21 protein-coding genes are annotated in these 23,598 nt (G+C 52.1%); 1 reads left to right on the top strand and 20 read right to left on the bottom strand.

The window, feature by feature from the left end; genetic code table 11:
* Window positions 1-41: 41 nt before the first annotated feature.
* The 20 genes from ACI1P2_RS27380 to pth form a co-directional block, all read right to left on the bottom strand.
* A complete protein-coding gene (locus ACI1P2_RS27380; protein ID WP_355325908.1) occupies window positions 42-809 on the bottom strand; it encodes a type III pantothenate kinase in 768 nt (255 codons plus the stop codon).
* A 243-nt stretch (window positions 810-1,052) separates the two neighbouring features.
* Window positions 1,053-3,086, bottom strand: coding sequence for an ATP-dependent zinc metalloprotease FtsH (gene ftsH / locus ACI1P2_RS27375; RefSeq protein WP_355325905.1), 2,034 nt, complete (start codon window positions 3,084-3,086; stop codon window positions 1,053-1,055).
* Window positions 3,087-3,183: 97 nt separating this feature from the next.
* Window positions 3,184-3,723, bottom strand: a complete 540-nt coding sequence (hpt, locus tag ACI1P2_RS27370) for a hypoxanthine phosphoribosyltransferase (protein ID WP_355325902.1) — start codon at window positions 3,721-3,723, stop codon at window positions 3,184-3,186.
* Window positions 3,724-3,767: 44 nt separating this feature from the next.
* Window positions 3,768-5,231 carry a tRNA lysidine(34) synthetase TilS gene (gene tilS / locus ACI1P2_RS27365; protein ID WP_355325899.1) on the bottom strand — a complete coding sequence of 488 codons (1,464 nt, stop codon included), beginning with the start codon at window positions 5,229-5,231 and terminating at the stop codon, window positions 3,768-3,770.
* Between the two features lie 44 nt (window positions 5,232-5,275).
* On the bottom strand, window positions 5,276-6,214 hold the full coding sequence (locus tag ACI1P2_RS27360) for a serine/threonine protein kinase (RefSeq protein WP_355325896.1): 939 nt from the start codon (window positions 6,212-6,214) through the stop codon (window positions 5,276-5,278).
* On the bottom strand, window positions 6,198-6,947 hold the full coding sequence (locus ACI1P2_RS27355; protein WP_355325893.1) for a vWA domain-containing protein: 750 nt from the start codon (window positions 6,945-6,947) through the stop codon (window positions 6,198-6,200). Before ACI1P2_RS27355 ends, ACI1P2_RS27360 begins: the two co-directional genes overlap by 17 nt.
* 142 nt (window positions 6,948-7,089) lie before the next feature.
* Window positions 7,090-9,594: a stage II sporulation protein E gene (gene spoIIE, locus ACI1P2_RS27350; protein ID WP_355325966.1), complete on the bottom strand. Its 2,505-nt coding sequence runs from the start codon at window positions 9,592-9,594 to the stop codon at window positions 7,090-7,092.
* A gap of 378 nt (window positions 9,595-9,972) precedes the next feature.
* Window positions 9,973-10,467 (bottom strand): S1 domain-containing RNA-binding protein, encoded by a 495-nt coding sequence (locus ACI1P2_RS27345; protein ID WP_355325890.1) that lies wholly within the window; start codon window positions 10,465-10,467, stop codon window positions 9,973-9,975.
* A gap of 122 nt (window positions 10,468-10,589) precedes the next feature.
* The gene (locus ACI1P2_RS27340) at window positions 10,590-10,922 is read right to left on the bottom strand and encodes an FtsB family cell division protein (protein WP_355325887.1); all 333 of its coding nucleotides are present in this window, start codon (window positions 10,920-10,922) and stop codon (window positions 10,590-10,592) included.
* A 3-nt stretch (window positions 10,923-10,925) separates the two neighbouring features.
* Entirely contained in the window at window positions 10,926-11,504 is a 579-nt protein-coding gene (gene yabQ, locus ACI1P2_RS27335) for a spore cortex biosynthesis protein YabQ (RefSeq protein WP_355325884.1), read from the bottom strand.
* Window positions 11,501-11,785, bottom strand: a complete 285-nt coding sequence (gene yabP / locus ACI1P2_RS27330) for a sporulation protein YabP (RefSeq protein WP_355325881.1) — start codon at window positions 11,783-11,785, stop codon at window positions 11,501-11,503. The genes yabQ and yabP overlap by 4 nt, the downstream gene beginning before the upstream one ends.
* A gap of 132 nt (window positions 11,786-11,917) precedes the next feature.
* Window positions 11,918-12,196, bottom strand: coding sequence for an RNA-binding S4 domain-containing protein (locus tag ACI1P2_RS27325; RefSeq protein ID WP_305756803.1), 279 nt, complete (start codon window positions 12,194-12,196; stop codon window positions 11,918-11,920).
* Window positions 12,196-12,468 carry an HU family DNA-binding protein gene (locus tag ACI1P2_RS27320; RefSeq protein WP_355325878.1) on the bottom strand — a complete coding sequence of 91 codons (273 nt, stop codon included), beginning with the start codon at window positions 12,466-12,468 and terminating at the stop codon, window positions 12,196-12,198. Before ACI1P2_RS27320 ends, ACI1P2_RS27325 begins: the two co-directional genes overlap by 1 nt.
* A gap of 564 nt (window positions 12,469-13,032) precedes the next feature.
* Window positions 13,033-14,532: a bifunctional methyltransferase/pyrophosphohydrolase YabN gene (gene yabN / locus ACI1P2_RS27315; RefSeq protein WP_355325875.1), complete on the bottom strand. Its 1,500-nt coding sequence runs from the start codon at window positions 14,530-14,532 to the stop codon at window positions 13,033-13,035.
* Between the two features lie 105 nt (window positions 14,533-14,637).
* Window positions 14,638-16,398 carry a putative polysaccharide biosynthesis protein gene (locus ACI1P2_RS27310; RefSeq protein WP_408976363.1) on the bottom strand — a complete coding sequence of 587 codons (1,761 nt, stop codon included), beginning with the start codon at window positions 16,396-16,398 and terminating at the stop codon, window positions 14,638-14,640.
* Between the two features lie 149 nt (window positions 16,399-16,547).
* Window positions 16,548-17,090, bottom strand: a complete 543-nt coding sequence (gene spoVT / locus ACI1P2_RS27305) for a stage V sporulation protein T (protein ID WP_355325872.1) — start codon at window positions 17,088-17,090, stop codon at window positions 16,548-16,550.
* 458 nt (window positions 17,091-17,548) lie between these two features.
* Entirely contained in the window at window positions 17,549-18,697 is a 1,149-nt protein-coding gene (locus ACI1P2_RS27300; RefSeq protein ID WP_355325869.1) for a peptidylprolyl isomerase, read from the bottom strand.
* Window positions 18,684-22,208 (bottom strand): transcription-repair coupling factor, encoded by a 3,525-nt coding sequence (gene mfd / locus ACI1P2_RS27295; RefSeq protein ID WP_355325866.1) that lies wholly within the window; start codon window positions 22,206-22,208, stop codon window positions 18,684-18,686. Before mfd ends, ACI1P2_RS27300 begins: the two co-directional genes overlap by 14 nt.
* A 120-nt stretch (window positions 22,209-22,328) precedes the next feature.
* Window positions 22,329-22,559 carry an anti-sigma-F factor Fin family protein gene (locus tag ACI1P2_RS27290; protein WP_355325863.1) on the bottom strand — a complete coding sequence of 77 codons (231 nt, stop codon included), beginning with the start codon at window positions 22,557-22,559 and terminating at the stop codon, window positions 22,329-22,331.
* 95 nt (window positions 22,560-22,654) lie between these two features.
* Window positions 22,655-23,215, bottom strand: coding sequence for an aminoacyl-tRNA hydrolase (gene pth / locus ACI1P2_RS27285; protein ID WP_355325860.1), 561 nt, complete (start codon window positions 23,213-23,215; stop codon window positions 22,655-22,657).
* A gap of 108 nt (window positions 23,216-23,323) precedes the next feature.
* On the opposite strand from pth, the gene ACI1P2_RS27280 reads away from it, so the two are divergent.
* On the top strand, window positions 23,324-23,527 hold the full coding sequence (locus tag ACI1P2_RS27280; RefSeq protein WP_355325857.1) for a hypothetical protein: 204 nt from the start codon (window positions 23,324-23,326) through the stop codon (window positions 23,525-23,527).
* The last annotated feature ends 71 nt before the right edge of the window (window positions 23,528-23,598 follow it).

Raw genomic sequence — 23,598 nt, 5'->3', positions numbered from 1 at the left:
GCCGGCAGGTTTGAGCGGCACCTGATTTTCCTTTATGCACACTAATCCTGATTCCGTTCGTAGATGATTCGCAGTCCTTCCAGGGTTAACAGCGGGCAAACTTCCTGTATGGACTTCGTTTCCCCGGCGATGAGCTCTGCCAGCCCTCCGGTCGCGATAACCTTCAGCTCGGCCCCCATTTCCTGCCTGATCCGCTCCACGATTCCGTCCACCTGACCGGCATAACCGAAAATGATCCCGGCCTGCATCGCGTTTACGGTATTACGACCGATCACCTTCTTAGGCTTCTCCAGCTCAATGCGCGGCAGCTTGGAGGCACGCTGGTACAGCGCCTCGGTGGAAATTCCAATCCCGGGCACAATAACCCCGCCAAGATAATTGCTGTGCGCATCAATGCAGTCAAAGGTTGTGGCCGTGCCGAAATCAACAACCACCAGCGGTCCCTTGAATTGATCCACCGCCGCTACTGCGTTGACAATCCGGTCAGCACCTATCTCACGCGGATTTTCATACTTGAGATTCAGACCTGACTTAATGCCGGGACCTACCACCAGCGGTTTCTTCCCTATATATTTTGCGCACATTTGTTCCAGCACCCTCACGAGCGGAGGCACAACGGAAGAAATAATAACGCCTTCGATCTGGTTGACGGAGATGCCCTTCATGTGGAACAGATTATAGATCAGCACCCCATACTCGTCCTCCGTTGCCTGTCTGGACGTGCTGATTCGGTAATGATGAAGCAGCTCACGGCCGCGGTACACACCCAATACGATATTGGTATTTCCTACGTCAACTACAAGAATCAATAGGGATCACCCTTCTTTCTTCCCGTTCTAACAACAGTAAACCTAAACATCCTTCAAATGTACACAACGTTACGCAGTCTGTCAATTTCTTTGAAGGTATCATTCCCGCTGAAAACAATTTGAAGTTTGGGGACAACAACAATGGGAGTAATGCTTCGTTCTCGGAGTGCCTTGGAACATTAAAAAGGAGCCCCAGGTCAATGGACCTTTTAGGACTCCTTGTGCACCCAGACTTTCCGGGGTTTATGCGTTGGTTGGCGGTGTTCCGCCGCCTGAGTTGCCAGTGTTGTCAGGATCTTGGCGGTTAGGCAGATCATTCGGAATGTCGTTCGTATTTCCTCCGGCCTTGTCATCCTGGCCTTGAATCCGTACGCGAACATCTCCAATGCTGTCGATGGTTGGCTGCCCATTATCAGGCTTTCCACCCTCGTCTCCACTTCCATCCAGAGAACCCGTTTCAATCAACTGCTTGATTTGATCCAATTCCAGTGTTTCTTGCTCAAGCAGGGTTTGGGCGATCAAATGAACCTCTTTGGAATGCTTGGTCAGCAATTCTCTGGCGCGTTCATAAGATTCCGTAACGAAACGGTTCATTTCCTGATCGATCTCATAAGCGATCTGATCACTGTAGTTCTGCTCATGGCCGATATCGCGGCCCAGGAAGACTTGACCTTGGGATGTTCCAAACTGCATTGGGCCAAGCTTCTCACTCATACCGTATTCCACAATCATGCTGCGGACAATGCCGGTTGCCTGCTGGAAGTCGCTGTAAGCGCCTGTTCCGATTTCACCGATGAACAGTTCTTCCGATACACGGCCGCCAAGGAGGCCGGTAACCTTATCCAACAGCTCTTGCTTCGTAGTCAGCATACGGTCTTCCTTCGGAAGCATGATCACATATCCTCCGGCACGTCCGCGCGGAATGATCGTCACTTTATGCACCATATCCGCATGCTCAAGGAAGTAACCGACAATGGTGTGGCCCGCTTCGTGGTAAGCGACAATCCGCTTCTCGCGATCGCTGATCACGCGGCTGCGCTTTTCGGTACCGACGATAACACGGTCAATAGCTTCATCAACTTCGATCATGGAGATATCCTTGCGGTTGCGGCGTGCTGCAAGCAGCGCGGCCTCGTTAAGCAGGTTCTCCAGATCCGCTCCAGTAAAGCCGGTAGTGCGCTTCGCAATGACGTCCAGCTTGACGTCCTTGGTCAGCGGCTTGTTGCGCGCATGAACCTTCAGTACCGCTTCACGTCCTTTAACATCCGGACGGTCCACTGTAATTTGACGGTCAAAACGTCCCGGACGCAGCAGGGCAGGGTCCAGGATGTCAGGGCGGTTGGTGGCTGCGACGATGATAATGCCTTCATTCGCTCCGAATCCGTCCATTTCAACAAGCAATTGGTTCAACGTCTGTTCGCGCTCGTCGTGCCCGCCGCCAAGGCCTGCGCCCCGCTGGCGTCCGACAGCGTCAATCTCGTCAATAAAAATGATACAAGGCGCGTTCTTCTTGGCGTTCTCAAACAGGTCACGCACACGTGAAGCACCGACACCGACAAACATTTCAACAAAGTCAGAACCCGAAATGCTGAAGAAAGGCACGCCTGCTTCGCCGGCAACAGCTCTGGCAAGGAGCGTTTTACCGGTACCCGGAGGGCCTACAAGCAGGACACCTTTTGGAATGCGTGCGCCCACCGCCGCGAATTTGCGCGGATCCTTCAGAAACTCCACCACTTCGACAAGTTCCTGCTTCTCTTCGTCTGCTCCGGCAACATCTTCGAACGTTATCTTTTTCTTCTCTTCGTTATACAAACGCGCACGGCTCTTGCCAAAATTCATGACCTTGCCGCCGCCGCCCTGAGCCTGATTAAACAGGAAGAAGAAGAGAATAAACATAATGATAAGCGGTATGATAGATGTCAAAAAGGTCAGCCAGATACTCTGTCCTTCCATCGGCTTCATCACAAAACTAAAGTCGTTCTGCTCACTCAAACTAATAATTTCGTTGACTGCCGCATCGGTAGGAGGAATATACACCGAAAAATTATCGGAAGTAGCATCAGCCGGCTTTTGTTTATACGTACCGGTTACGAGATAGGCATTGCCGTCAAATTGAACTGTGACACTTTTGATATTGTTATCTTTTATCTCTTGCCGCAGTTCATCATATCTAGGGAGATCGGCAGCTTCGTTACCATTGCTGACAAAATGTACGATGCCCACCACGACTAAAAAAAGAATCAAATAAAAACCAGAATTCCGGATGAACCGATTCATCCCCTACCTCCTCTCAAGACGCTCAAGTTATTTTACCATAGCCTGTCAGGGCTTCTCAACAAACGCTCCTCTGCCGGTCCTAGGACCTCAGGCTGGGTTAGCTGGAATAGATCTCCGGTTTCAAAATCCCAATAAAGGGCAGGTTGCGGTAATGCTCACTGTAATCCAGCCCGTAGCCGACCACAAACGCATCCGGAAGGGTGAAGCCGGTAAAGTCAGCTTCCAGATTGACAGTCCGGCGGGCCGGTTTATCAAACAATGTGACCACCGTCACCGAGCTGGCATTGCGGTTCTTGAGCAGCTCGATCAAGTGGCTGAGTGTCAGCCCGCTGTCAATAATATCTTCAACAATCAGGACATCGCGTCCTTCAACGGATTGATCCAGGTCCTTGATGATTTTGACGACACCCGACGATTTCGTCGAGGCCCCGTAGCTGGAAACTGCCATAAAATCAAGCTCAAGGGGTACAGTAATGGTTTTAACCAAATCAGCCATAAATATAAACGCGCCTTTAAGCACGCAAATGACCAAAGGATTTTTACCCTCGTACCGTTTGCTGAGCTCAGCGCCCAGCTCCTTGATTTTATTTTGTATTTCTTCCTCACTGATTAAAACTTCCTGAATATCATTGTGCAACTGAGTGAACCTCCTAAATGTATACTTATGTTATCCGCAACCGCTCAATCACCGGTCACCGTCCCACCTTCGGGTTGCCAAGACATATAAATAACCGAAGATGTATTTGCTTGCACGGCGGCATGTGGCGAGCGCCGGACACCTGGAATCCACAATACGGCTCCGGAGCCGTCACATACCAAGGGAATAAACGGCCTCAGGGAAGGAGGTATCTTGTCGTCGATAAAAATATCTTTCACCTTTTTACTGCCGTTTAATCCCATCAAGTGCATCGTGTCCCCCGGTGCGCGTGTTCGTATAATCAGCGGAAAGGTCAGAGATCCTTCATCCAGCATGGCCTCGTTAGGACCCATGGGAATACGGAATTCAGACGAATCTGCAAGCCTCTTCCAGGAAATCACACCCCTGGCATCGGGAAGCCGGATGAAACCGCTGTCCGGAGCACCATGGATTTCATGATGATATACAGCCGAAGCCGTCAAGGTCTGTTCCGCGCGGGTAAAAAAACTCGCCGTATCATATTCCCGTATTGCTACGGTCGTGCCACCCAAATCAAGGCTCCATGTCGTCGGATGATTTTGGATCATCCCACGCCTCACCGCTTCAATTTTGTGAAAATCCACATTTTCACTGTCCGAAGGCAGGTAGTTTAATATTAGTTTAATCAACCTCCGTTGTAAAGCGACGGTTAACTCCCGGAATGGGGACACCTTTATCGCAGAACGGCCTCCCTCATTGTGAACAAGCGCTTCATAGGCCCGATGGGCTTCAGTATCCATATGTTCGTCCTCAGCACTCATGATTTCAGCCATACGGTTCAGGGAAGGCACCAACTGTTCATTATATTGCCCCAAAAAAGGCAGCACATCCAAACGAATGGCATTACGCCTGTATTTTCGCTGCTCGTTGGTGCTGTCAATGGCATAAGTGAATCGCATCTCTTCGCAGGCCCGGATCAAATCCGTCTTGTACATACGAAGCAGCGGCCGGATGAGTTGCACCTTTTTTTCGCGGCGTACAAAACGCATCCCGGACAGGCCGCCCGGCCCGCTTCCCCGCAGCAGATGCAGGATGACAGTTTCCGCCTGGTCATCCGCATGATGCGCGAGGGCAATGCTTTGCGCCCCGTAGCGCGCTGCGGTCTCGTGCAAAAAGCGGTATCTGAGCTCACGCGCCGCCTCCTGCGGCCCTTTGCCCGTATCCTCCATATATCGGGGAACATCCACACGCGCCATCTCGAACGGAATGTTCAGCTTATCCGCCAGATCCCGGACCAGGTCAGCCTCCCTATCGGATTCTTCCGGTCTGAAGCCGTGATGGACATGGGCGCATATGAGGCGCAGCGGCAAATGCAGCCGCGAAATTTCCTCCATGGCATGCAAAAGAGCCACAGAATCCGGGCCGCCGGAAACTGCGACTACAATGCTGTCCCCAGGAGCCCACATCATATGCTCTGCTGAGGTGTTCAGCACATGTTCGATGATGCCTTGCCACGATCGTCCTTCCATTCCCAAATCCTCATTTCTGCCAATCGGTTATGTATTCAGCGCTGTCAGCGCAGCGCCATCCAGATTGCTCCAGCGAGCAATATCAGAGAAGCTGCGAATGCGAAGCCAAGCCAGTTCGGCTTGCTTTTGCGCCCTGCGGCCTTTCGTCCCCCGGCTCCGGCCAGCTGCGACCAAGCAAGGGCAGCCCGCCTGCTACTCTTGTGTTCTCCGCGCAGGGCTGAGTTCAGCCAGCCAGCGTAGGGGCGCAAGGTGCGGCTGCGGGCAATGATGCCTGTCAGCTCCGAGATGCTGCGCAGCTGAGGCAGCTTGGCTGCCGCAGCCTTCAATGCTTCGCCTTCAAGAATATGAATCGTGAGCAGAGCAAAGGAGAATAGATCGTACTGCGGGTCGGCACTGCGGCCCCCCGCATTCCAATACCCGCGGTCGTACCACTCCGTAAACTGCTTTACACTGTTCCCTGTTCTGGTAACTCCTCCGTAATCAATCAGCTCGGTTTCACCGAAGGAAGCCACCATAATATTTTGCGGCTTCAAATCCCCGAACACCCAACCGCTCTCATGAAGCTCTGCCAGCCGGTTCAGAACGCCGAGTCCGGCCACACCATGCCACTGAGCGCCCTTTCGCGCGATGAAAAGATGCAGCGGTTCCCCTTTGACATATTTCATTACATAAAAAGGAACATCCCTGTCCTTCAATCTGAAATCGTCAACCTCGTAAAGATAGGACGGTACTCCGTTGGTTTGAAGAGCGGCCTGTTTCCCCTGGTTTTGCAGGGTAGTCAACACATTGATTTCAGACTGAAGATCAAGCGCATCCTTTCCCAGCTTAAGCGCATACTGACGGCCTTGTCTGGCATCCCTTACCAGGTATACGGTTCCGTTTGCTCCGCGTCCCAGCATCCGCTGAATCACATAGCTTCCCCGCTTCCATTTGCCCATGACAACAGTGCCGGGTGCCAGACCGGGATCAGACGACGTAGTCACCGGATATCCCTTCTCCTTTGCCGTAAGTTTCTGCCAATCTTTGTTCTTTTTCTAGTGTAACATATCGGAAATAATCAATCACTTCCAAAATCGCAGGCCCTGTTGGCGTAGCCCCTCTCATTGGAAGCCGTCCGAACAAAGATTTTATTTTTCCTAGGTCATCCGTCCACTCTACATCACAGACTGCGCCATCTCCATATGGTGAGCCAGGAAAGTGAAAGACCGTGATGCGGCTCGGTCCCGTTCTGGCCTGCAGGCTGAGCATCAAATCCCGGATTGCCTCCTCTACCGCAGGCAGCTTTGGCTTCATGCTAGCACTGGCATCGATGACAAGCGCCACATCCAGTTCGCTGGTCTCCGATAGCTGGTCAACCACTTCCACCACTCGTGCCCGGTCATCGGGAGGCAGCTCTTCGAGTGTACCCGCGCTTTCGCTGCCAAGAATGTTCTTCAACTCTCTGTTTACTGCCTGCTGGATCGTCTGCACCACGGTTTTCCGTGTCATCATCTGCATCGTGTGCGCCAGCTGGCGTGTGCCGACAATGCGGCTGAAGCCACCTCCTGCTCTGGCGATGTCCTCAATCTCCCGGCTCCCCCATTCGCCGATCGTTCCGTAGTCAATAACACCGGCCACATTAACCGTAATGCCTTGCTGAAGGGCTTGAGCCGCTGCTGTCACCGGACTCGGTCCGACATTGGAACATCCGTCAGTAATGATTAGCATCTGCTTCATACAGATCAGCCTCCCGTTTGAACTCGATTCTTCCTCTATGACTCTAGCATTGCCTGGTTGAATCGATTTCAAACGGGAATATCGTTATCTTTCGCCAACTGATCACCATTTCCCGGGTAATGGCTCAATATGACAGGAACGGTCAGCTTACTGTGCGCGGTCTTTCCATTCGCTGCAGGCCAGGCATGTGAAGAGTTGACCACTCCGGCAGGAAATGATGAACCTGGCTTACCACCACGGTCATATCGTCGTGAATCTGGTGCTGCTGCTCCCGAAGCACCTTGTCCAGCAAGGCATCGGCCATCTCCTGCGGACTGTCATCCTCCAGTTCCAGAATGAGCCGCTTCATCCACAGCTCTTTATTTACAGCATGGCCAGGGGCATCGTATACGCCGTCAGTCATCATAATCAGAATATCTCCTGCCTGCAGCTGAACGGTAATTAAATCAATATCGATATCCTGAATAATCCCGATCGGAAGGTTGCTGGCCGATATCGGTATCACCTCTTTTCCCCGCTTGATGAAGCTTGGCGTGGAGCCAATTTTCATAAAAGTAGTTTTCGCGGAATATTGGTCTATTAAAGCCATATCCACGGTGGCGTACATTTCTTCCGGAGAACGCAGCATCAGCACGGAATTGACGGATTTGACCGCAAGCCGCTCATCCATTCCGGACTGGAGCAGCTGCTCCAATATATTAAGCGCGGTACTGCTTTCCTGCCGGGCCCGTTCCCCATTGCCCATGCCATCACTGAGCGATACGGCAAAGGTACCGTTTCCAAGCTCAAGCGAACTGAAGCTGTCCCCGGACAGCAGATCCCCCCCTTTGGCCGTATAGGACACTCCCGTGCTTACTTCATACGTTTTGGCTGAACCGAACGTTACCGTCGTAAGCCCCTGTTTTGAATGGGCAGACGCCTCGTGCAGAACGGTAATATGCTCATCCAAAATATCTGAAAGCAGCGGTGCTATAATTTTTCGGCATTCATCATATCCCTTCGTGTAGGCGTGAACAATCTCAATTTCTACTTGCCCGGCATCAAGGCTGACAATTTCAATGCCGCAAATGGACAGTCCAAGCTGCTCAAGCGCTTCACGGATCTGGTCCTCCTGGCGGTGCAAGGCATGGTTCTCCCGTTTGATTTCCTTTGCCAGATCGTCCATCACTTGGGAGACACCCGACAGTTGCTCCGCCACCAGCAGCCGGCTGTCATAAATCTGGCGCTTCCACTGTATATTATGCTGATGCAGTCCGTACTGCTGCTTCATGACATGCAGCACCGCATCAGTCTTGGCACAGGTTCTGCTCCACTGCGCAGGCATTTCCTGCGGCTGGAGGTCAGGGTTCTCTTCGATGGAGCTCATCATTTCAGTCATATATTGATAGGTTTGCATAAATTTTTTGTCCCAGCACTGCTCTCGTTTGAAGCAGGAGGCACAGGTGCTCTCGGCTACTGCGTTCATAAAATGCCCCATTTCCCCGTCCCCGGCGGTGCCCTCCCGGGCCGATACCTGCTGGAAGCTGCGCGCCAGCTGACGGAATACTTCCGAGAACTGACTAACACGCTCGGCTGTAAGGTCACGGATCCGCTTTGCATATTCATGCTGGGAGCGGGCATGCTCCTGCGTTCCGGGAATGTACCTTCCAATGCGCAGATACAGGCTTTTGGGGGTCAGCAGAAAGAGAAGAATGGCTGCGCAGCTTTCCCAGGTTGAGCGCATGACATCCCCGCTTCCGTCCATGTATATGGAAAGTATGGAGGAGCCAAGCAACATACCCAGCGCCACCGCAGGCTTGCGCCCGTCGCGCAGCATGCCTGCCAGCAATCCGGAAAAGCCAAGGAGACTCATCTGCAGCACAGCCCCCATGTCGGCAAGGCTTAGAATAAGCCCAGTTATGACACCGACAGACGCCCCAAGCGGCGCTCCTCCTACCAATGCAAATACTAGAATCAGATAGCGTGACAGAATATGATCCACCGACAGGCCTTGGAGGTTCCAGCCCACAGCTCCTGTCATCATCGAGGCAAGCAGGATGATAAGACACAGAATCTCTTCATTCTTCAGCTGGCTTGTCCGCTTCGAATGCGTAAGCAGCGGAATGGCCTGAATGAACACCAGGGTAAGCATAAAGCTTAATATAGCATCCGTAGTCATCATCAGCACAGAGTACCAGGTAAAAGACGGGCCAATCACGACACGGAACAAATTCACCATGAATACGGAGACAAAAACCATAAGCGGGGTAAAGGTCAGATCAAGCTTGCCATATGCGCTGAGCCCACGATGGACGAGGTAAAAGAGCAGCAGCTCCCCTCCAATAACAAAAAAGGCTTGGGAAGGAGCAAACAAGCTGCCAAGCAGCACGGAAGCTGCGACAGGAAGCATGAGATCACGGCGCAAAAATGATATGACAGCAAAATAAGCGGCGGCAAAAGGGGCCAATTCATTCAAAATGGTCGCTCTGCCGAGCAGAAATCCCATTGCAGAGAACATGAGAATCCATCTTTGTGCGTACACTGCCTGGATGGCTTTATTGGATTGTATGCGTTCTGATAATCTGTTCAGCCAGCTTGTGTGGGTTCCGGCTTTACGCTTGTCCGATTTGGTTCCAGGAAATTGTACGACATTCCACTTATTCATTATCAGGCACCCCATTCATCAATTTGATGCTTCCTATCTTACCCTGCCTTTCCGGGAAAGTTTGTCAGAAAGCCGCGGCCGCAAGTAAAAATATTCCGACAAAAAAGCAGAGTCCGCGAAACAAGGAGGAAAGCATGGCGAAGCATTGCCGCCGCCGCGTTCATCGTTCTTGAGCCTTTGCAAAAACAATAATGGCAGCCGCCTTCCTCTGACTCTCTTAAACTATTCATGCTAGCGATTGGCCCCATGTTTACCGGAATTGAGTTGGAAGTTGTCGGATGGTTCTGACGGCACGACAAAAAAACCGCAGCCGCCTTTCGGCGCTGCGGTTCTTCGCTATATATTCATCGGGACACCTAGTTACAGAAGACAATCAAGGGTTTAGACACGTTTGGCACCTCTGCCGCCGCGTTTGCCTTCCGTATTCTTCTTCAGTGAAGAGATACGTTCCTCACTATCTTTCAGGAAGCGGGACATTTTATCCTCAAATGAAGTTTTACTTGCTGCAGGCTTAAATGGTCTGCCTCCACGATCACGGTTAAATCCGCCGCGTCCTTGGCTGGAACCTCCACTGCCAAACCGATCTCCACCGCGATCCGGCCGCGGACCTCTCGGTGCCGCCGGAGCCTCCGAAGCCGGTCTGTCTACAGCCTGCTTAATCGAAAGACCGATCTTGCCGTCCTTGTCGACATTAATGACCTTAACCGTTACAACATCATTAATCTTCAGGTGGTCGTTAACATCTTTAACGTAATTATCGGCGATTTCCGAGATGTGAACGAGACCCGTGACACCTCCAGACAAATCCACAAATGCTCCAAAATGCGTGATGCCTGTCACTTTGCCCTCTAACTTGGTGCCCACTTCAATTGCCATAGAATAAAATGATCCTCCCTTAAAAATATACAACCCGATTTTTCGCAAAAAAATCCCGTTGTGGTGATTTGATTATACAGAAAGGCGCAAATAAGGTCAACTAAGCAAATGCCTTATTCCGCTTATTCATCACCGTTAATAATAGGTGTCTCTTCCGGAAGATAGAGACCGTATTTGCTGCGGGCCATCTCGCCGATGTATTCAGGGTCCTGCAGGCGGTTGACTTCATATTGCAGCTGCTTGTGAGATGCATCTGCCGCTTGCCGTTCCTTTTCCTTCTGCGCAAGCACCTTATTCTGTTCCGCCATGCTGAAAGCCTGAGTGAAAAAGGTAATGATTGCCCAGATGGCGAACAGCAGCACGACGATAAGCCAAATCATGACCCGTCTCCGCCCGCCGGCTTGCGGATTAGACGATGAAGAGGCCGATGAGTTGCTTGCAGACGAGTATCGCATGATTTACCTCCTAACGAAAAAGCGTTCTATAATTCCTTTTACAAACCTGCCTGCATGGTTAAGCCAGACGGGTGTCTTCCAACGGGAAGTAATGGGCCTTAGCATCCACAGAAGCAATCTGCCGAAGGGCCTTAACAGAATGAGAAGCATTTTCCCCAAAAACAAAAGGAGCGTTCCCATTCCGATCAGGCAGGCCATAGTGAACCGGTAAAGCCCAAACAGCGGCAGCAGGACCAAAACTCTGAATATATGATAAACAATAGCTGCTAACTTGCGTATGATCTCTATTAACTTTACCACAATTAGCTGCACTATAGCACTTAGAGTCCAAAAATAGAGCAATGCTCCCAAAATTAGCCCTAAAAATACATAAAACCGCAACTCGCCGTGATTGCTCGCATACAGCATGCGGAAAATGAACAATGCCGAAAGTACCCAGTACAGCAGATCGATAAAATGGATGGACCAGCGGGTTAACCGAAAACGGTACGACAGCACCCGGTAACTGTCAAACACCGCCCCCATAGCCGCTCCGGAGAACAGCATGTACATCAGTGTAAGCCACTGGCTGTAGGGACTCATTTAAACAGCTTGCCCAAAAGACCTTTGCCGCTTTTCGTCTGGGATCCGGGATCCAGATAAGCAAGAGAGCTGATCAAGCCTTCAATAGAGAGCAGTCCCTCTTCCAGATTAAGATTTTTAATATGCAGATTCTGTCCGCGGATCGTCAGATGACCGAGCTCGGTTTGCAGCAGAAACTCCTCGCTGTCGAAGCTTTCAACGTTTAAAACTCCGGTAAGGTCGAGCTGTTTCCGGTTTTGCATCCGCAGATCATGCTGTTTCGGCTTCCCATAGTCCGTCATGGCATGTACCCCTCCTTCTGTTAGATAGCTTATGAAGGGAGGTACAAAATAGAACTGTTTATGCAAAAGAGCATTACTTCACCGGAATGAAGAAATGCTCTTTCTCGAGTCATCGGCTGAGGATACGGGGCCTTACCACCCAAGTCCGTTGTCCTTGGGAATCGGCTCCTCCTTGATCAAGGTATACATGCCTGCAGCCTCATCTTTCCGTGTCGTATCCGCAAGCTTCTCGACCCGGACCGTTACCAGCTTCTGACCAAACTGGACGGTAATCTCATCGCCCACTTTAACCGTACTGCTTGGTTTGGCTTCACGGCCGTTGACCACGACTCTTCCCTGCTCGGAAACATCCTTGGCCACCGTACGCCGCTTAATCAGCCGTGATACTTTCAAAAATTTATCTAGACGCATTAATTAACGGCTTCTTTAAGCTTGTTGCCGGCTTTGAACGCAGGCACTGTGGATTCAGGAATCTCGATGGTGTTGCCTGTTTGCGGGTTGCGTCCCGTACGGCTGGAGCGCTTGCGAGTTTCGAATGTGCCAAAGCCGATCAGCTGAACCTTGTCTCCGCTAGCCAGAGCCTCGGTGATTTCGCCGATAAAGCCGTTCAGTACGTTCTCCACGTCGCGCTTGCTCAGACCGCTCTTGTTGGAAATGTTGTTGATCAGATCCGTCTTGTTCATAAATTAAAAGCCTCCTAGAATTCAAAAAATAAGGTTTGCGCAAGCGACATGCACCGTTCAACCCGTGCTGCCGCGGCGCTCATTTTTGGCACTGCAGCTAAGAAATAATGATCAGAGCCATCCCCCTTATACTAATACAACATAGAGGCATGATTCAAAACCATTAATCTTGTATTCTTGCTGTCTTAAAGAAAATCCTGCTAAACACCGTACTTTTTTTGCAATTTGCGGGTAAAAGCAGCCCTTTTCTCTTATCTACAGCATGGACAGTTGTAAATATTCCCAAACGTATGATAGAGAAAATATTTTTAGAAGTTGTTCAAAAAGTCATCTTTTGATCACGAAGTAAATCAGGAAGCGGACTCGACATCGAATCTTGAATTCAGCCGGGCCTAAGCGGATGCTTCCGAAGCATGTTTCCTGCGGAAACATTTCAGGTGCTCACGTACCCTAAGTACGCTCCGTTCCTCAGTCCCTGCTTCATTCAACTACAGCGTTTTGAAAAAACGCACTTCGGAAGCATAGGCTTCGGTGCTGAAAACCTGACTTTTTGAACACGCACTTTTAGTCATTCCCCAATGACTTCTTGGCCTCCTGCCAGTACAGCTCCATTTCATCGAGATTGCTGTCCTTCAGATCCCGCCCCTGCTCCCGCAGGCGGTCTTCGATGTAATGGAACCTTTCCGCAAATTTGCGGTTGGTCAACGTCAGCGCTTCTTCGGGATCAGCACCGATAAAGCGGGACGCATTGACGGAAGCAAACAGCAGATCTCCCAGCTCCAAGGTCTGCTCCTCGGCGGAATGCCCTTCCCGTACCGCCTCCTGCAGCTCATCCAGCTCCTCGCGGATCTTGTCAAACACGCCGTCAATGCTGTCCCAGTCAAAGCCTGTTTTGGCTGCTTTCTTCTGCAGCTTATATGCCTTCATGAGCGCCGGGAGATCACGCGGGACACCGTCCAGCGCCGATTGGCGCGCAGGCTCAACGCCCTTGAGGCGCTTTTCCTCCGCCTTCATCTGCTCCCAATTTTGCAGGGCCGCTTCCGCATCTCCGGCTTGACGATCCCCGAAAACATGAGGATGGCGGAAAATGAGTTTGTCATTCAGCCCCGCCAAGACATCGTACACCGTGAACGTGCCGAGCTCCTCCTCCATCTGGGCATGGAGCAGGATTTGCAGGAGTAAATCCCCAAGCTCTTCCTTCATGTGATCCGGATCGTCATCATCAATCGTTTCGAGCACTTCGTATGTCTCTTCGATCAGATTTTTACGGATGGACTGGTGCGTCTGCTCACGGTCCCACGGGCAGCCCTCGGGGCTGCGCAGGATCGCCACAATCTCATGCAGGCGGTCAAAAGAATGCCTGCGCAGCCGCTCGTCCTCGCTCCGCGGGACGTAGACCAGGGAGAGGTTGCCATAACCTTTCACCCGATCCAGCTCGAACAGCGGCACCTTATGAATGGCTTCCTCGCCGGCTACGCCCAGCGCATGGCCCACAATGACCTCGTAGTCATCGGGATAGCGCTCCATCAGGCAGAGCTTTACATCCGAGGCGGTGAAGCCGTCGTAAACCTGCCCGATCAGGGTGTGAAGCTGCGGCTGCAGCCAGTCCGGCTTCAGATTTCCGGCATCCAGCAGCTGAAAGCCTTCAATGGGATCAAATCCGAGCCGGACGAACGCCTCATCCAGAAAGCTTTCCCCGCCCAGGATGGTCAAGGGAATGCCCTGTTCGCCACACTGCTGCTTGAGCAGCCCCACGGTGGCTTCAGCCACCATCGGGTGCCCCGGCACGGCATAGACAATTTCCTGCCCCGGTTGTCCAGCAGCAGCCTTGGCTACGAGACGGGCGGCAATCTCCCGGTACACTTCAGGAAAGGAATCCTTTAGCTCGTAGACTTCATCGAAGGATTCAGCCTGCACGCCATACTCCTCAAGAGCAGCCAGCACCGGGTGCTCTTTCGTGCGTAAATACAGGGTATCCGCCTTCCGCAGTTTATTTAAAATACCGACTGTAAGCTGGTCCGGATCTCCCGATCCGAGACCAACCACTGTCAGGGATGCACTCATCCTGAACCCTCCGTTTCGCGGCACATATCGCCCGCCTTGTCATCGGCTCTACTATAACACATTGGAACTATTTACACGAATCCGGCGCTGCTTCGGCAGTCCGCTCTACCCCAGCAGCCGCGCCTTGCGCAGCAGCTGCACCAGCGGCGGCCCGAGCTTCGGCAGGGCCGCCAGCTCCCCCTCCGTGAGCAGCCGCAGCCTGACGGCGGCGAGCATGAACACCGCGGCGCCTGCGAGCACGCCGAGCAGGCTGGCCGCCGCCGCGGACGTGCGCGCGCCGTCCGCAACCCCCAGGGCGCCGAGCACAGCACCGGCACCCCAGGCCGTGCCTGCCGCCGCCACAGCCATGGCGGCGAGGGCGAGCGCCGGCTTCAGCACGACGGCGCTCCAGGTCAGGCGCAGCCCCGCCAGGCGGGCGAGCAGCGCGATGTTGAGCGCAGCCGCCATCAGATAGGCAGCTGCGCCCGCGATGGCGGCGCCGGTCGTGCCAAGCATTGGCACGAGCAGCCAGTTGAGCGCCGCCTTCGCCGCGGCGGCGGCGAGCATGTGCACCGCCGGCACGCGTACGGCGCCCAGCCCCTGCAGGAGCGCCGCCGAGATGATGCTGACCGAGCCGCCGGCCGCGGTCAGCGCCATCCAGCTCATCACCGTGCTGCCGCTGTTGTCGGTGTAGAGCATGATATTAATGGGCTCGGCCAGTACGGCGAGCCCTGCCGCGGACGCCAGTCCCAGCAGCCAGAACCAGCGCAGCGACAGCTCGCATTGCTTCCGGACCAGCTCATGTTCCCCCTTGAGCCTTGCTTCCGCCAGCGAAGGAATAAAGAGCGCAGACAGCGTCGTTGCAAACATCATGATCAGCTGCACAAGCGGCAGGCCCCTGTTATATATGCCGAACGAAACCATGACACCCGCCTCATCCAGCCCTTCCCTTTTCAGAAGGCGTGGAACGGTAAATGTATCGACCAGATTGATCAAAGGCACCGCCAGCGCGCCGAGACAGACCGGAAGTGCATAACGGAGCAGTGCGGCGGCAAGCTCCCTGTTGCCTGCCGGACGCGAACGCATCCCAAATTCGGCTTGTCCAGCGCTGATCTCTGCCCGCGCAGCAGCCTCTTCTGCCGGCATCATGGCTGCGGTCCCCCCTCCGGAAGCAGCCGTATGATGAATCTCCGCAGCCATTCTTCCCCGTCTTCTGTTGTGCGCTCTCCAGTAAAGCAGCATCACACCCAATCCGGCCGCCCCCCCTGCCGCGGAGCCGAGGATAGCTCCCGCTGCAATCCATTCGGGACCCCATCCCTGCCTGATCATCACGAGCAGCAGAACGATCATCACCGCCACCCTTATGATCTGCTCCGTCACCTGAGAGACAGCGGTAGGGACCATATTTTGCAGCCCCTGAAAATAACCGCGCAGCGCCGACATGACCGGAACAAACAGAAAAGCGGCTGCGGCCGCCCGAATGGACGGAATGACATGCGCATTGTCAATCAGCCTTCCCAGCAGCGGAGCTCCTATGTAGGTGAGCAGACCGATCAGCAGCCCGAAGCTCCCAAGCAGCAGCGAGGACAGTCTGATGACCCGTTGACCTGTCTCCCTGTCCCCTGCTGCTTCATATTCCGCTACGAATTTGGAGATCGCTACGGGGAAGCCTGCTGCAGCAATGGTAATAAGTATTGTATAAAAAGGGTACACCGTGTTGTATATGCCAAATACACCGTCGCCCCCAATGTTCTGCATCGGGATTTTCTGCAATGTGCCGATCAGCTTGGAGATGACTGCCGCCGCGCTTAAAATCAATGCGCCCTTCAGCAATCTGCCCGCCGTTTCCCTGTCTTCTATGATAACCACCCGATTTCCATCATCCATGGTGCTGACCCGAAAATGCATCCATACGCTTCCGGACCGCCCGATAATTAACCTCCCCTATTATACCCGGTCTTCCACACCAAAAAAACTCCCGGGCATCCGCGTGCTTTCAGCACCTTGCAGATACTCCGGGAGCGCGATTTTACTTCTTACTGTTCCATCTGCTTTCCGAGGAAAGCAGCGGCGGTTTCGGCCATTTTCGTTTCCATTTCGGACATGGTTACCTGATCATCCTTGTTGAAGAGGACAACAGCACCGATCGGGTCCCCGCCCGAAATAATTGGCGCTGCGACAAAGGACGAAACTGCTTCGGCATGATCTTTTGTAATTTCATAACTTCCGCTGTTTGTTTCCAATACCGTTTTACGGTTGTCCATGCAGCTCTCAATAATCGAGCCAATCGATTTGTCGAGATATTCCTTTTTGGAGCCCCCGGCCACCGCAATGAAGGTATCGCGGTCAGAAATCAACGTCGTATGGCCTGTGCCTTCATACAAGGATTCTGCATATTCCTTCGCAAAATCGCCCAATTCCCCAATTGGTGAATATTTCTTCAAGATGACTTCGCCGTCACGGTCTACAAAAATCTCCAGCGGATCTCCCTCACGAATTCGTAATGTACGGCGAATTTCCTTAGGGATAACCACGCGTCCAAGATCGTCAATGCGGCGAACAATACCAGTAGCTTTCATTTCACAAGTTGCCCCACTTTCTCTAGAAGATTTGTTAAAACTACTGATTCTGCGGCCATAACATCCTTCCTGAAGCTGTTTAAAGCACCAGCCGGCCTATGCATATCAGCGTTAACGAAGGGACCCGCTTCATCCATATACCGTAAACGGCGAGTACATTTTACCATAATCGCCGGTAAGAAGTATGGTTCCGCCCTCCTACGGAGGAAAGGACGTATTGCTCAAGACCATCGTTGTGATTTTTCTGACCATAGTATTCATCGGCTCCCAGTTTCTTATTCACAAACAGGCAGGTCCAGGAACAACACAAGCAGCGGGTATGACACCAGTCCTAATTTTAACAAAAATTTTCCCGGGAGCTATAGAATTGACCACATTATCCGAAAATATACAATTATAATAATATGTAGAAAAAGACGCTGGTTTTCAGCGTCTTTTCCTTGTTTCCAATATAACGTTTATTTGCCGTCCGTAGCAGCGCTGCCGCCTTCAGAGCTGCTGGATTTCTGGTCTGCCGATCCGGTCGATGAACCCGTACCCGCATCGGCTCCTTTATTGTCCGCTGCAGGTGCCTCCTGGGAAGGCGTTCCTTCTTTGGCCCCATCCGTGCCCTTCTCAGCCGCAGGAACAGCAGGAAGATCGACTTTCGTAATCAGGGCATCCAGGTCTTTCGTCATGAAATTCGAAACATTGCCGGAAACGATTGAATTCATGAGACTGTCCTTCTGGGCAGCCGTCAGCTTCGCGTAATCAGCCATCGTACGGGATTCCACTTTAATGATATGATATCCATATTCGGTTTCCACCGGATCGCCAATTTCATTGATTGGCTGGGTCTTGGCAGCCTCTTTGAATGCATCAACCCACTGGCCGACAGGCGTATCCTTATACAGCCCGCCCTCCGAAGCGGAACCCGGGTCCTCCGAATATTTCTTGGCAATCTCGGCAAAATCCGCTCCATTCTTCAGCTTGGTTTCCACTTCCTTGGCCAGCTTCAGAGTCTCTTCTTTGGTCCGTTTTTTATTGGTTTTCGGATCCGTAAAGTTGATCAGAACATGGCGGACTGTAGCCGTTGTAAACTGATCCTTGTTTTTCTCGAATTCGGCTTTCAACTGCTCGTCCTTCACTTTGGCCTTTTCACTTTCCGTAACAGTCATGATGTTGGTCAGGTAATCCTTTACGTCATTTTCCGTCAGCTTTTGCTTATCCAGCATCGTTTTGAATTGGTCGGCCCCCACCGAGCTCTTGAACTGGTCAAATTGCTCTTGTCCGCTCTTCGCGCCGGCCGTCTTGGCAGCGTCGTTAGCCTGGGTTGCCAAATATTCATATGCAATTTCCTGTTTGACAATGTTTTGTCTCATTTCATCCGTATCCAGCGCTTGTTCATAGCCGGGATACAGCAGCTTCATCATGCCGATCTCCCGATTGAATTCTTTCTCTGTAATTTCTCCGCCCTTATAAGTAGCGACCACCTTGCTGGTGTCCTTTTGCTTCTCGTCCGCAGACTGTCCGCCGCTCTTGCCGCATGCCGCGAGCAGAGATACAGTCAGCACAACTGCCAAGCTCAGCAGCATCGTTTTCCAAGACCTGGCTTTATTTGGCAACATCCTGAAGTTCCTCCTTCGATTTAAAAGCATCTTTCAATGCTTCCAGAAATTGCTCGAGCAATCCCACAAGCTGAGCATCCTCGAGACCCCGGCCCTGAATACGGGCTGTTATTGGCGTCCCTTGTTCAAATTGTACACGTCTTTCGAACCGATTGCCAACCTGCGCCAGTTTGGAAGTTTGCACCGCCTGCTCTTGCCCCCCGTAGAAGCGGACGACCACCTCGTCCTTGCGTTTGGCAATGGACTCGATTCCATACATTTTGCCGTACACCTTCATCCGGGCCACAGCCATCAGATTGCTCACTGCCTCCGGCAGATCGCCAAAACGGTCAATAAGCTCCTCCTCAAGCTCAGCTGCTTCTTCAAAAGAGCCGATCGCAGCTACTTTCTTATAAATTTCAATTTTTTGGATGCTATCATAAATATAGTCTCCGGGCAGATAAGCGTCAAAATTAATATCGATGGATGTCTTCCAATGCTCGGCTGGAACCGCTCCCTCGCCAAACATCGTAATTTTACGCTTGTTGATCTCCTCGGCCAGCATTTGCGAATACAGATCGAACCCTACAGAAGCGATAAACCCGTGCTGTTCGGCGCCAAGCAGGTTGCCCGCTCCCCGGATGGACAAATCGCGCATCGCGATTTTGAAGCCGGAGCCCAGCTCCGTAAACTCTTTGATGGATTGCAGACGCTTTTCGGCCACCTCGGTCAATACCTTATCCCGCTGATAGGTAAAATAGGCGTAGGCGATACGGTTGGAACGCCCAACCCTCCCGCGCAGCTGGTACAGCTGGGAAAGTCCCATTTTATCCGCGTCATGGACGATCAGCGTGTTCACGTTCGGAATATCCACGCCGGTTTCGATAATACTCGTGCTGACCAGCACATCATATTCGCCATCCAGGAAATCGAGGATCGTCTTCTCCAGCTCGGATTCCGACATCTGTCCGTGCCCGATTCCTACTTTCGCATCAGGGACAAGCGCGTTGATTTCGGCAGCCATTTCCTGAATCCCCTGCACCCGGTTATACAGGTAGTATACCTGTCCCCCGCGCGCCATTTCACGCTCGATAGCCTCTCTGACGAGAGCCTGACTGTGCTCTACGACATAGGTCTGTACAGGAAAACGGTTTTCCGGCGGCGTCTCGATGACAGACAAGTCGCGGACGCCCAGCATGGACATATGCAGCGTGCGCGGAATCGGAGTTGCCGTCAGGGTGAGCACATCCACATTCGTTTTCAGCCTTTTCAGCTTTTCCTTATGAGTTACACCGAAGCGCTGCTCTTCATCCACAATCAGCAGTCCGAGATCCTTGAACACCAGATCCTGCGACAGCAGACGATGGGTACCGATAACGATATCGACCGTTCCCTGTTTGAGTCCTTTTGTGGTCTCATTTTGCTCCTTGCGCGAGCGGAAACGGCTTAACACCTGAATGTTGAACGGATACCCGGCAAACCGCTCACGGAACGTCTCATAATGCTGCTGCGCCAGGATGGTGGTCGGAACGAGCACAGCCACCTGCTTGCCCTCAATCGCCGATTTAAACGCCGCCCGGATAGCCACCTCCGTCTTGCCATAGCCTACGTCTCCACACAACAGCCGGTCCATGGGACGGGCCATTTCCATGTCCTTCTTGATTTCTTCAATGGCGCGGATCTGGTCCCTTGTCTCCTCATAGGGAAACATGGCTTCGAATTCCTGCTGCTCAGGCGTATCCTTTTCAAATTTGTATCCAGGCGTAGACTGGCGATCGGCATAGAGCTTGATCAAATCGTCGGCAATATCCTGCACCGAGCTGCGGACCTTGTTCTTCACCCTCGTCCATTCATTGCCGCCCAGTTTGTAAATTTTCGGCTCTTTCTCTTCCGAGCCCACGTATTTCTGAATCAGATCAATTTGCTCGATCGGCACGGACAGCTTGTCGCCGCCCGCATACATAATGTGCATATAATCTTTGTGGATTCCCGCCACTTCCAGCGTGCCGATCCCCATGTATTTGCCGATACCATGATTCTGGTGCACGACATAATCGCCGACTTTAAGCTCCGTATAGCTTTTGATCCGTTCCGCATTGTCCATGTGCCGTCCCTGCTTGCGGACTCTGCGCTGCTTCTGCGAGAACATTTCCCCTTCGGTAATGACGGCAAGATGAATAGACGGCAGCTCAAAGCCGCCCTGCAGGCTGCCGATCATCATCGCCGGCTCAGGAATATCGTAGTCCTGCAAAACTCTCCGCATGCGGTCAAGCCGGTCTTCTCCGCCCGCCAGCATGATGACTCTGGTTCCCGCTTTGATCCATCTCTCCATCTCCGACTTCAACACATTCATTTGACCGTGGAAATCCTGCATTCCTCTGCTGATAAAGTTCAGAATATTTTGCGGCTGGGTATGAGGAACCTGGCGCAGGAATAGAGACATAAACAGCGTCTGGAAAGAACGCTGGTACAAAATGTTCTCCGAATCGGCCGACAGCACAAGCTGGGGCAATGTCTTCCCGTTCTGAAGAAGATGCAGATTCCACTCCGATTCGTCCCGTTCAAGCTGCTTGGCTGTTTCCAGCATCCGTGCAGGCTCATCGATGACCAGGATCGTATCCTCTGCCATATAGTTCATAAGCGTTGTGCATTCAGGATATAAAAGTCCGATATATTTATAGATTTCATCAAAATAGACATGCTCACGCAGCATTTCGATCTCTCGTTGAATTTCTTCCTTCAACCGCAGCTTCGCCTGCCGGTCTGTCGTTTTCGCAATCTGCTCCTCGAGCAGTTGGACCGCTGCGTCGGCCGCCTTATCCATACGGCTGCTGTCGGCAATCAGCTCCCTGCATGGAGTTACCGTAATTTCTTTAATCTTCTCAACCGAACGCTGGTCCGCAGGATCAAAGGTACGGATCGAATCAATTTCGTCATCAAAAAGCTCCACACGGTAGGCCAGATCTGTCGTCATCGGGTAGAAGTCGATAATGCCGCCCCGTACACTCATCTCTCCCCTGGACTCGACCCGCTCCACCCGCTGATAACCGAGTTCAATCATACGCAGCAGAAACGGATCGGTCTCAATCGTCTTGCCAGTCTCCAGGTGAATCCGGCCGTCTGCAAAAACCTGAGGGGCGGGCAAATAACGGCGCACACCCGAAAAAGGCGCAACCACAATGCCACGAAAGCCCTGTGCGCATTTGATCAACACATCGATACGCTGGGACACCGTTTCAGGGCTGGACACTGCCGCTTCCGCCGCAACCAGCTCATTAGCAGGATAGAGCAGCACCCGGTCTGAAGTAAGCGCTTCCTGCAAATCATCCGCGATTTTCTGGGCTGCGAACATATTATGTGTTAACACAAGAAGGGGCCGCTGCGTCTGCTCTACGATCGCAGCCATCAATATTTGGCGCGCCGAACCGGACAAGCCTGAAATCAGCTGCTCCTTCATACCCGATGCGATTCCAGCCGTGATCGAACCGAAATCCGCATCCTTGGAAATTTCCTGAATAAGTGCTTGTAACAAAAAAGGCACCCCTTTTGCGTACTTGATTTCAAAAACCATTCTATGTGCAAACTGCAAAAGAAGCCTCAGCAACGTGCCAAGGCTCCACAAGGCCAATTATATAGCTGTTAACAGCCTATATCATTGTAGCGGATTTCCCAGCAGGCTGAGCTCCGGATGGGATTTCAGCGCCTCCGTACAATAGTCGCAGGTAATCCGGACCGTAATCTCTCCGCCTGAATTATAGGCTATTATATCCCGCCGCTCGGCGGGGGTCAAGAAATGAAAGCCCAGCTTTTCCTCACTGATCTGGTCCGACTCGATCCGGCCAATGAAGGTCCGGCAATGCCTGCATACATAGTTTACTGCCATCTATATGCCTCCCGAAAGTGGTCTATTCCTCTCAGTATGTCCCCGTCAGGCTTCATTTAGCCCTGTGCAGGAAGATTCCGCCGGGAGGCAGGCTATTATTTGTTAAATTTGGCCATCGTTCTTTCAAACGTATTGTTCAGACTATGCTCCAAAGCATCGCATGTTTCGCTGATCATGCCCTCCAGAGCTTCCTTCTCTTTTTTCGGGAAAACGCCCAGCACATAGTCCACGATAGCGTATCCGGGCTCAGGCCTCGATATCCCCATGCGAATCCGGTTAAACTGCTGAGTGCCCGTATGTTGAATAATCGATTTGATCCCGTTATGACCGCCGGCACTGCCTTGATAGCGGAGACGGATTTTCCCGACATCGGTATCCAGATCATCATAGACGACGATTAAATCGTTTAAATCGGCCTTATAATAATCCATATAGGCACGCACCGATTCACCTGATAAATTCATATAGGTCATGGGCTTGATCAGCACCGTTTTCACGCCGTCAATAACACCTTCACCGATCAAAGCCTTGCATTTGCTCTGATTTATGGCAATCCCATGCCGTGCAGCCAGCTGATCCAGAGCCATAAAACCGACATTATGTCTCGTTTTCTCATATTGAGGACCCGGGTTGCCGAGGCCGACAATCCATTTCATCGCGGCTTCACCTCTCTGTGCATTTTTCATTTTTTTGTTAAAATAATTGATAAAATAAAAATCCCTAATAATTACGCTGTTCTGAAATGAGGAAGGTGAAACCGATCTATGCGTGATCAGGGAGATGTACTAGTTTACGACAGCCACTTTCTGTACCACTTAAAACAGACCGTTCCTGTACAGGTGTACGATCAGACTGGTGCACACGTCGGTATCGGGCTTGTCGCTCGTTTTAATGAGCATTTCGTCGAAATTGACAATACCTTGTACAATCGGCTGCGCTTTACCTTTGTGTCACGTCCGGGGTATTGAGGGAACGGGCCGGACATGCCGACAGGGGTTACTTTTTCCACATGGAAAAGGTAACCCCTCTAGTCTGTGCC

The sequence above is a fragment of the Paenibacillus jiangxiensis genome, assembly GCF_046098255.1.
GTDB lineage: Bacteria > Bacillota > Bacilli > Paenibacillales > Paenibacillaceae > Paenibacillus > Paenibacillus jiagnxiensis.
The sequence above is the reverse complement of the archived record's forward strand: the minus strand, read 5'-3'. Positions and strand labels throughout refer to the sequence as shown.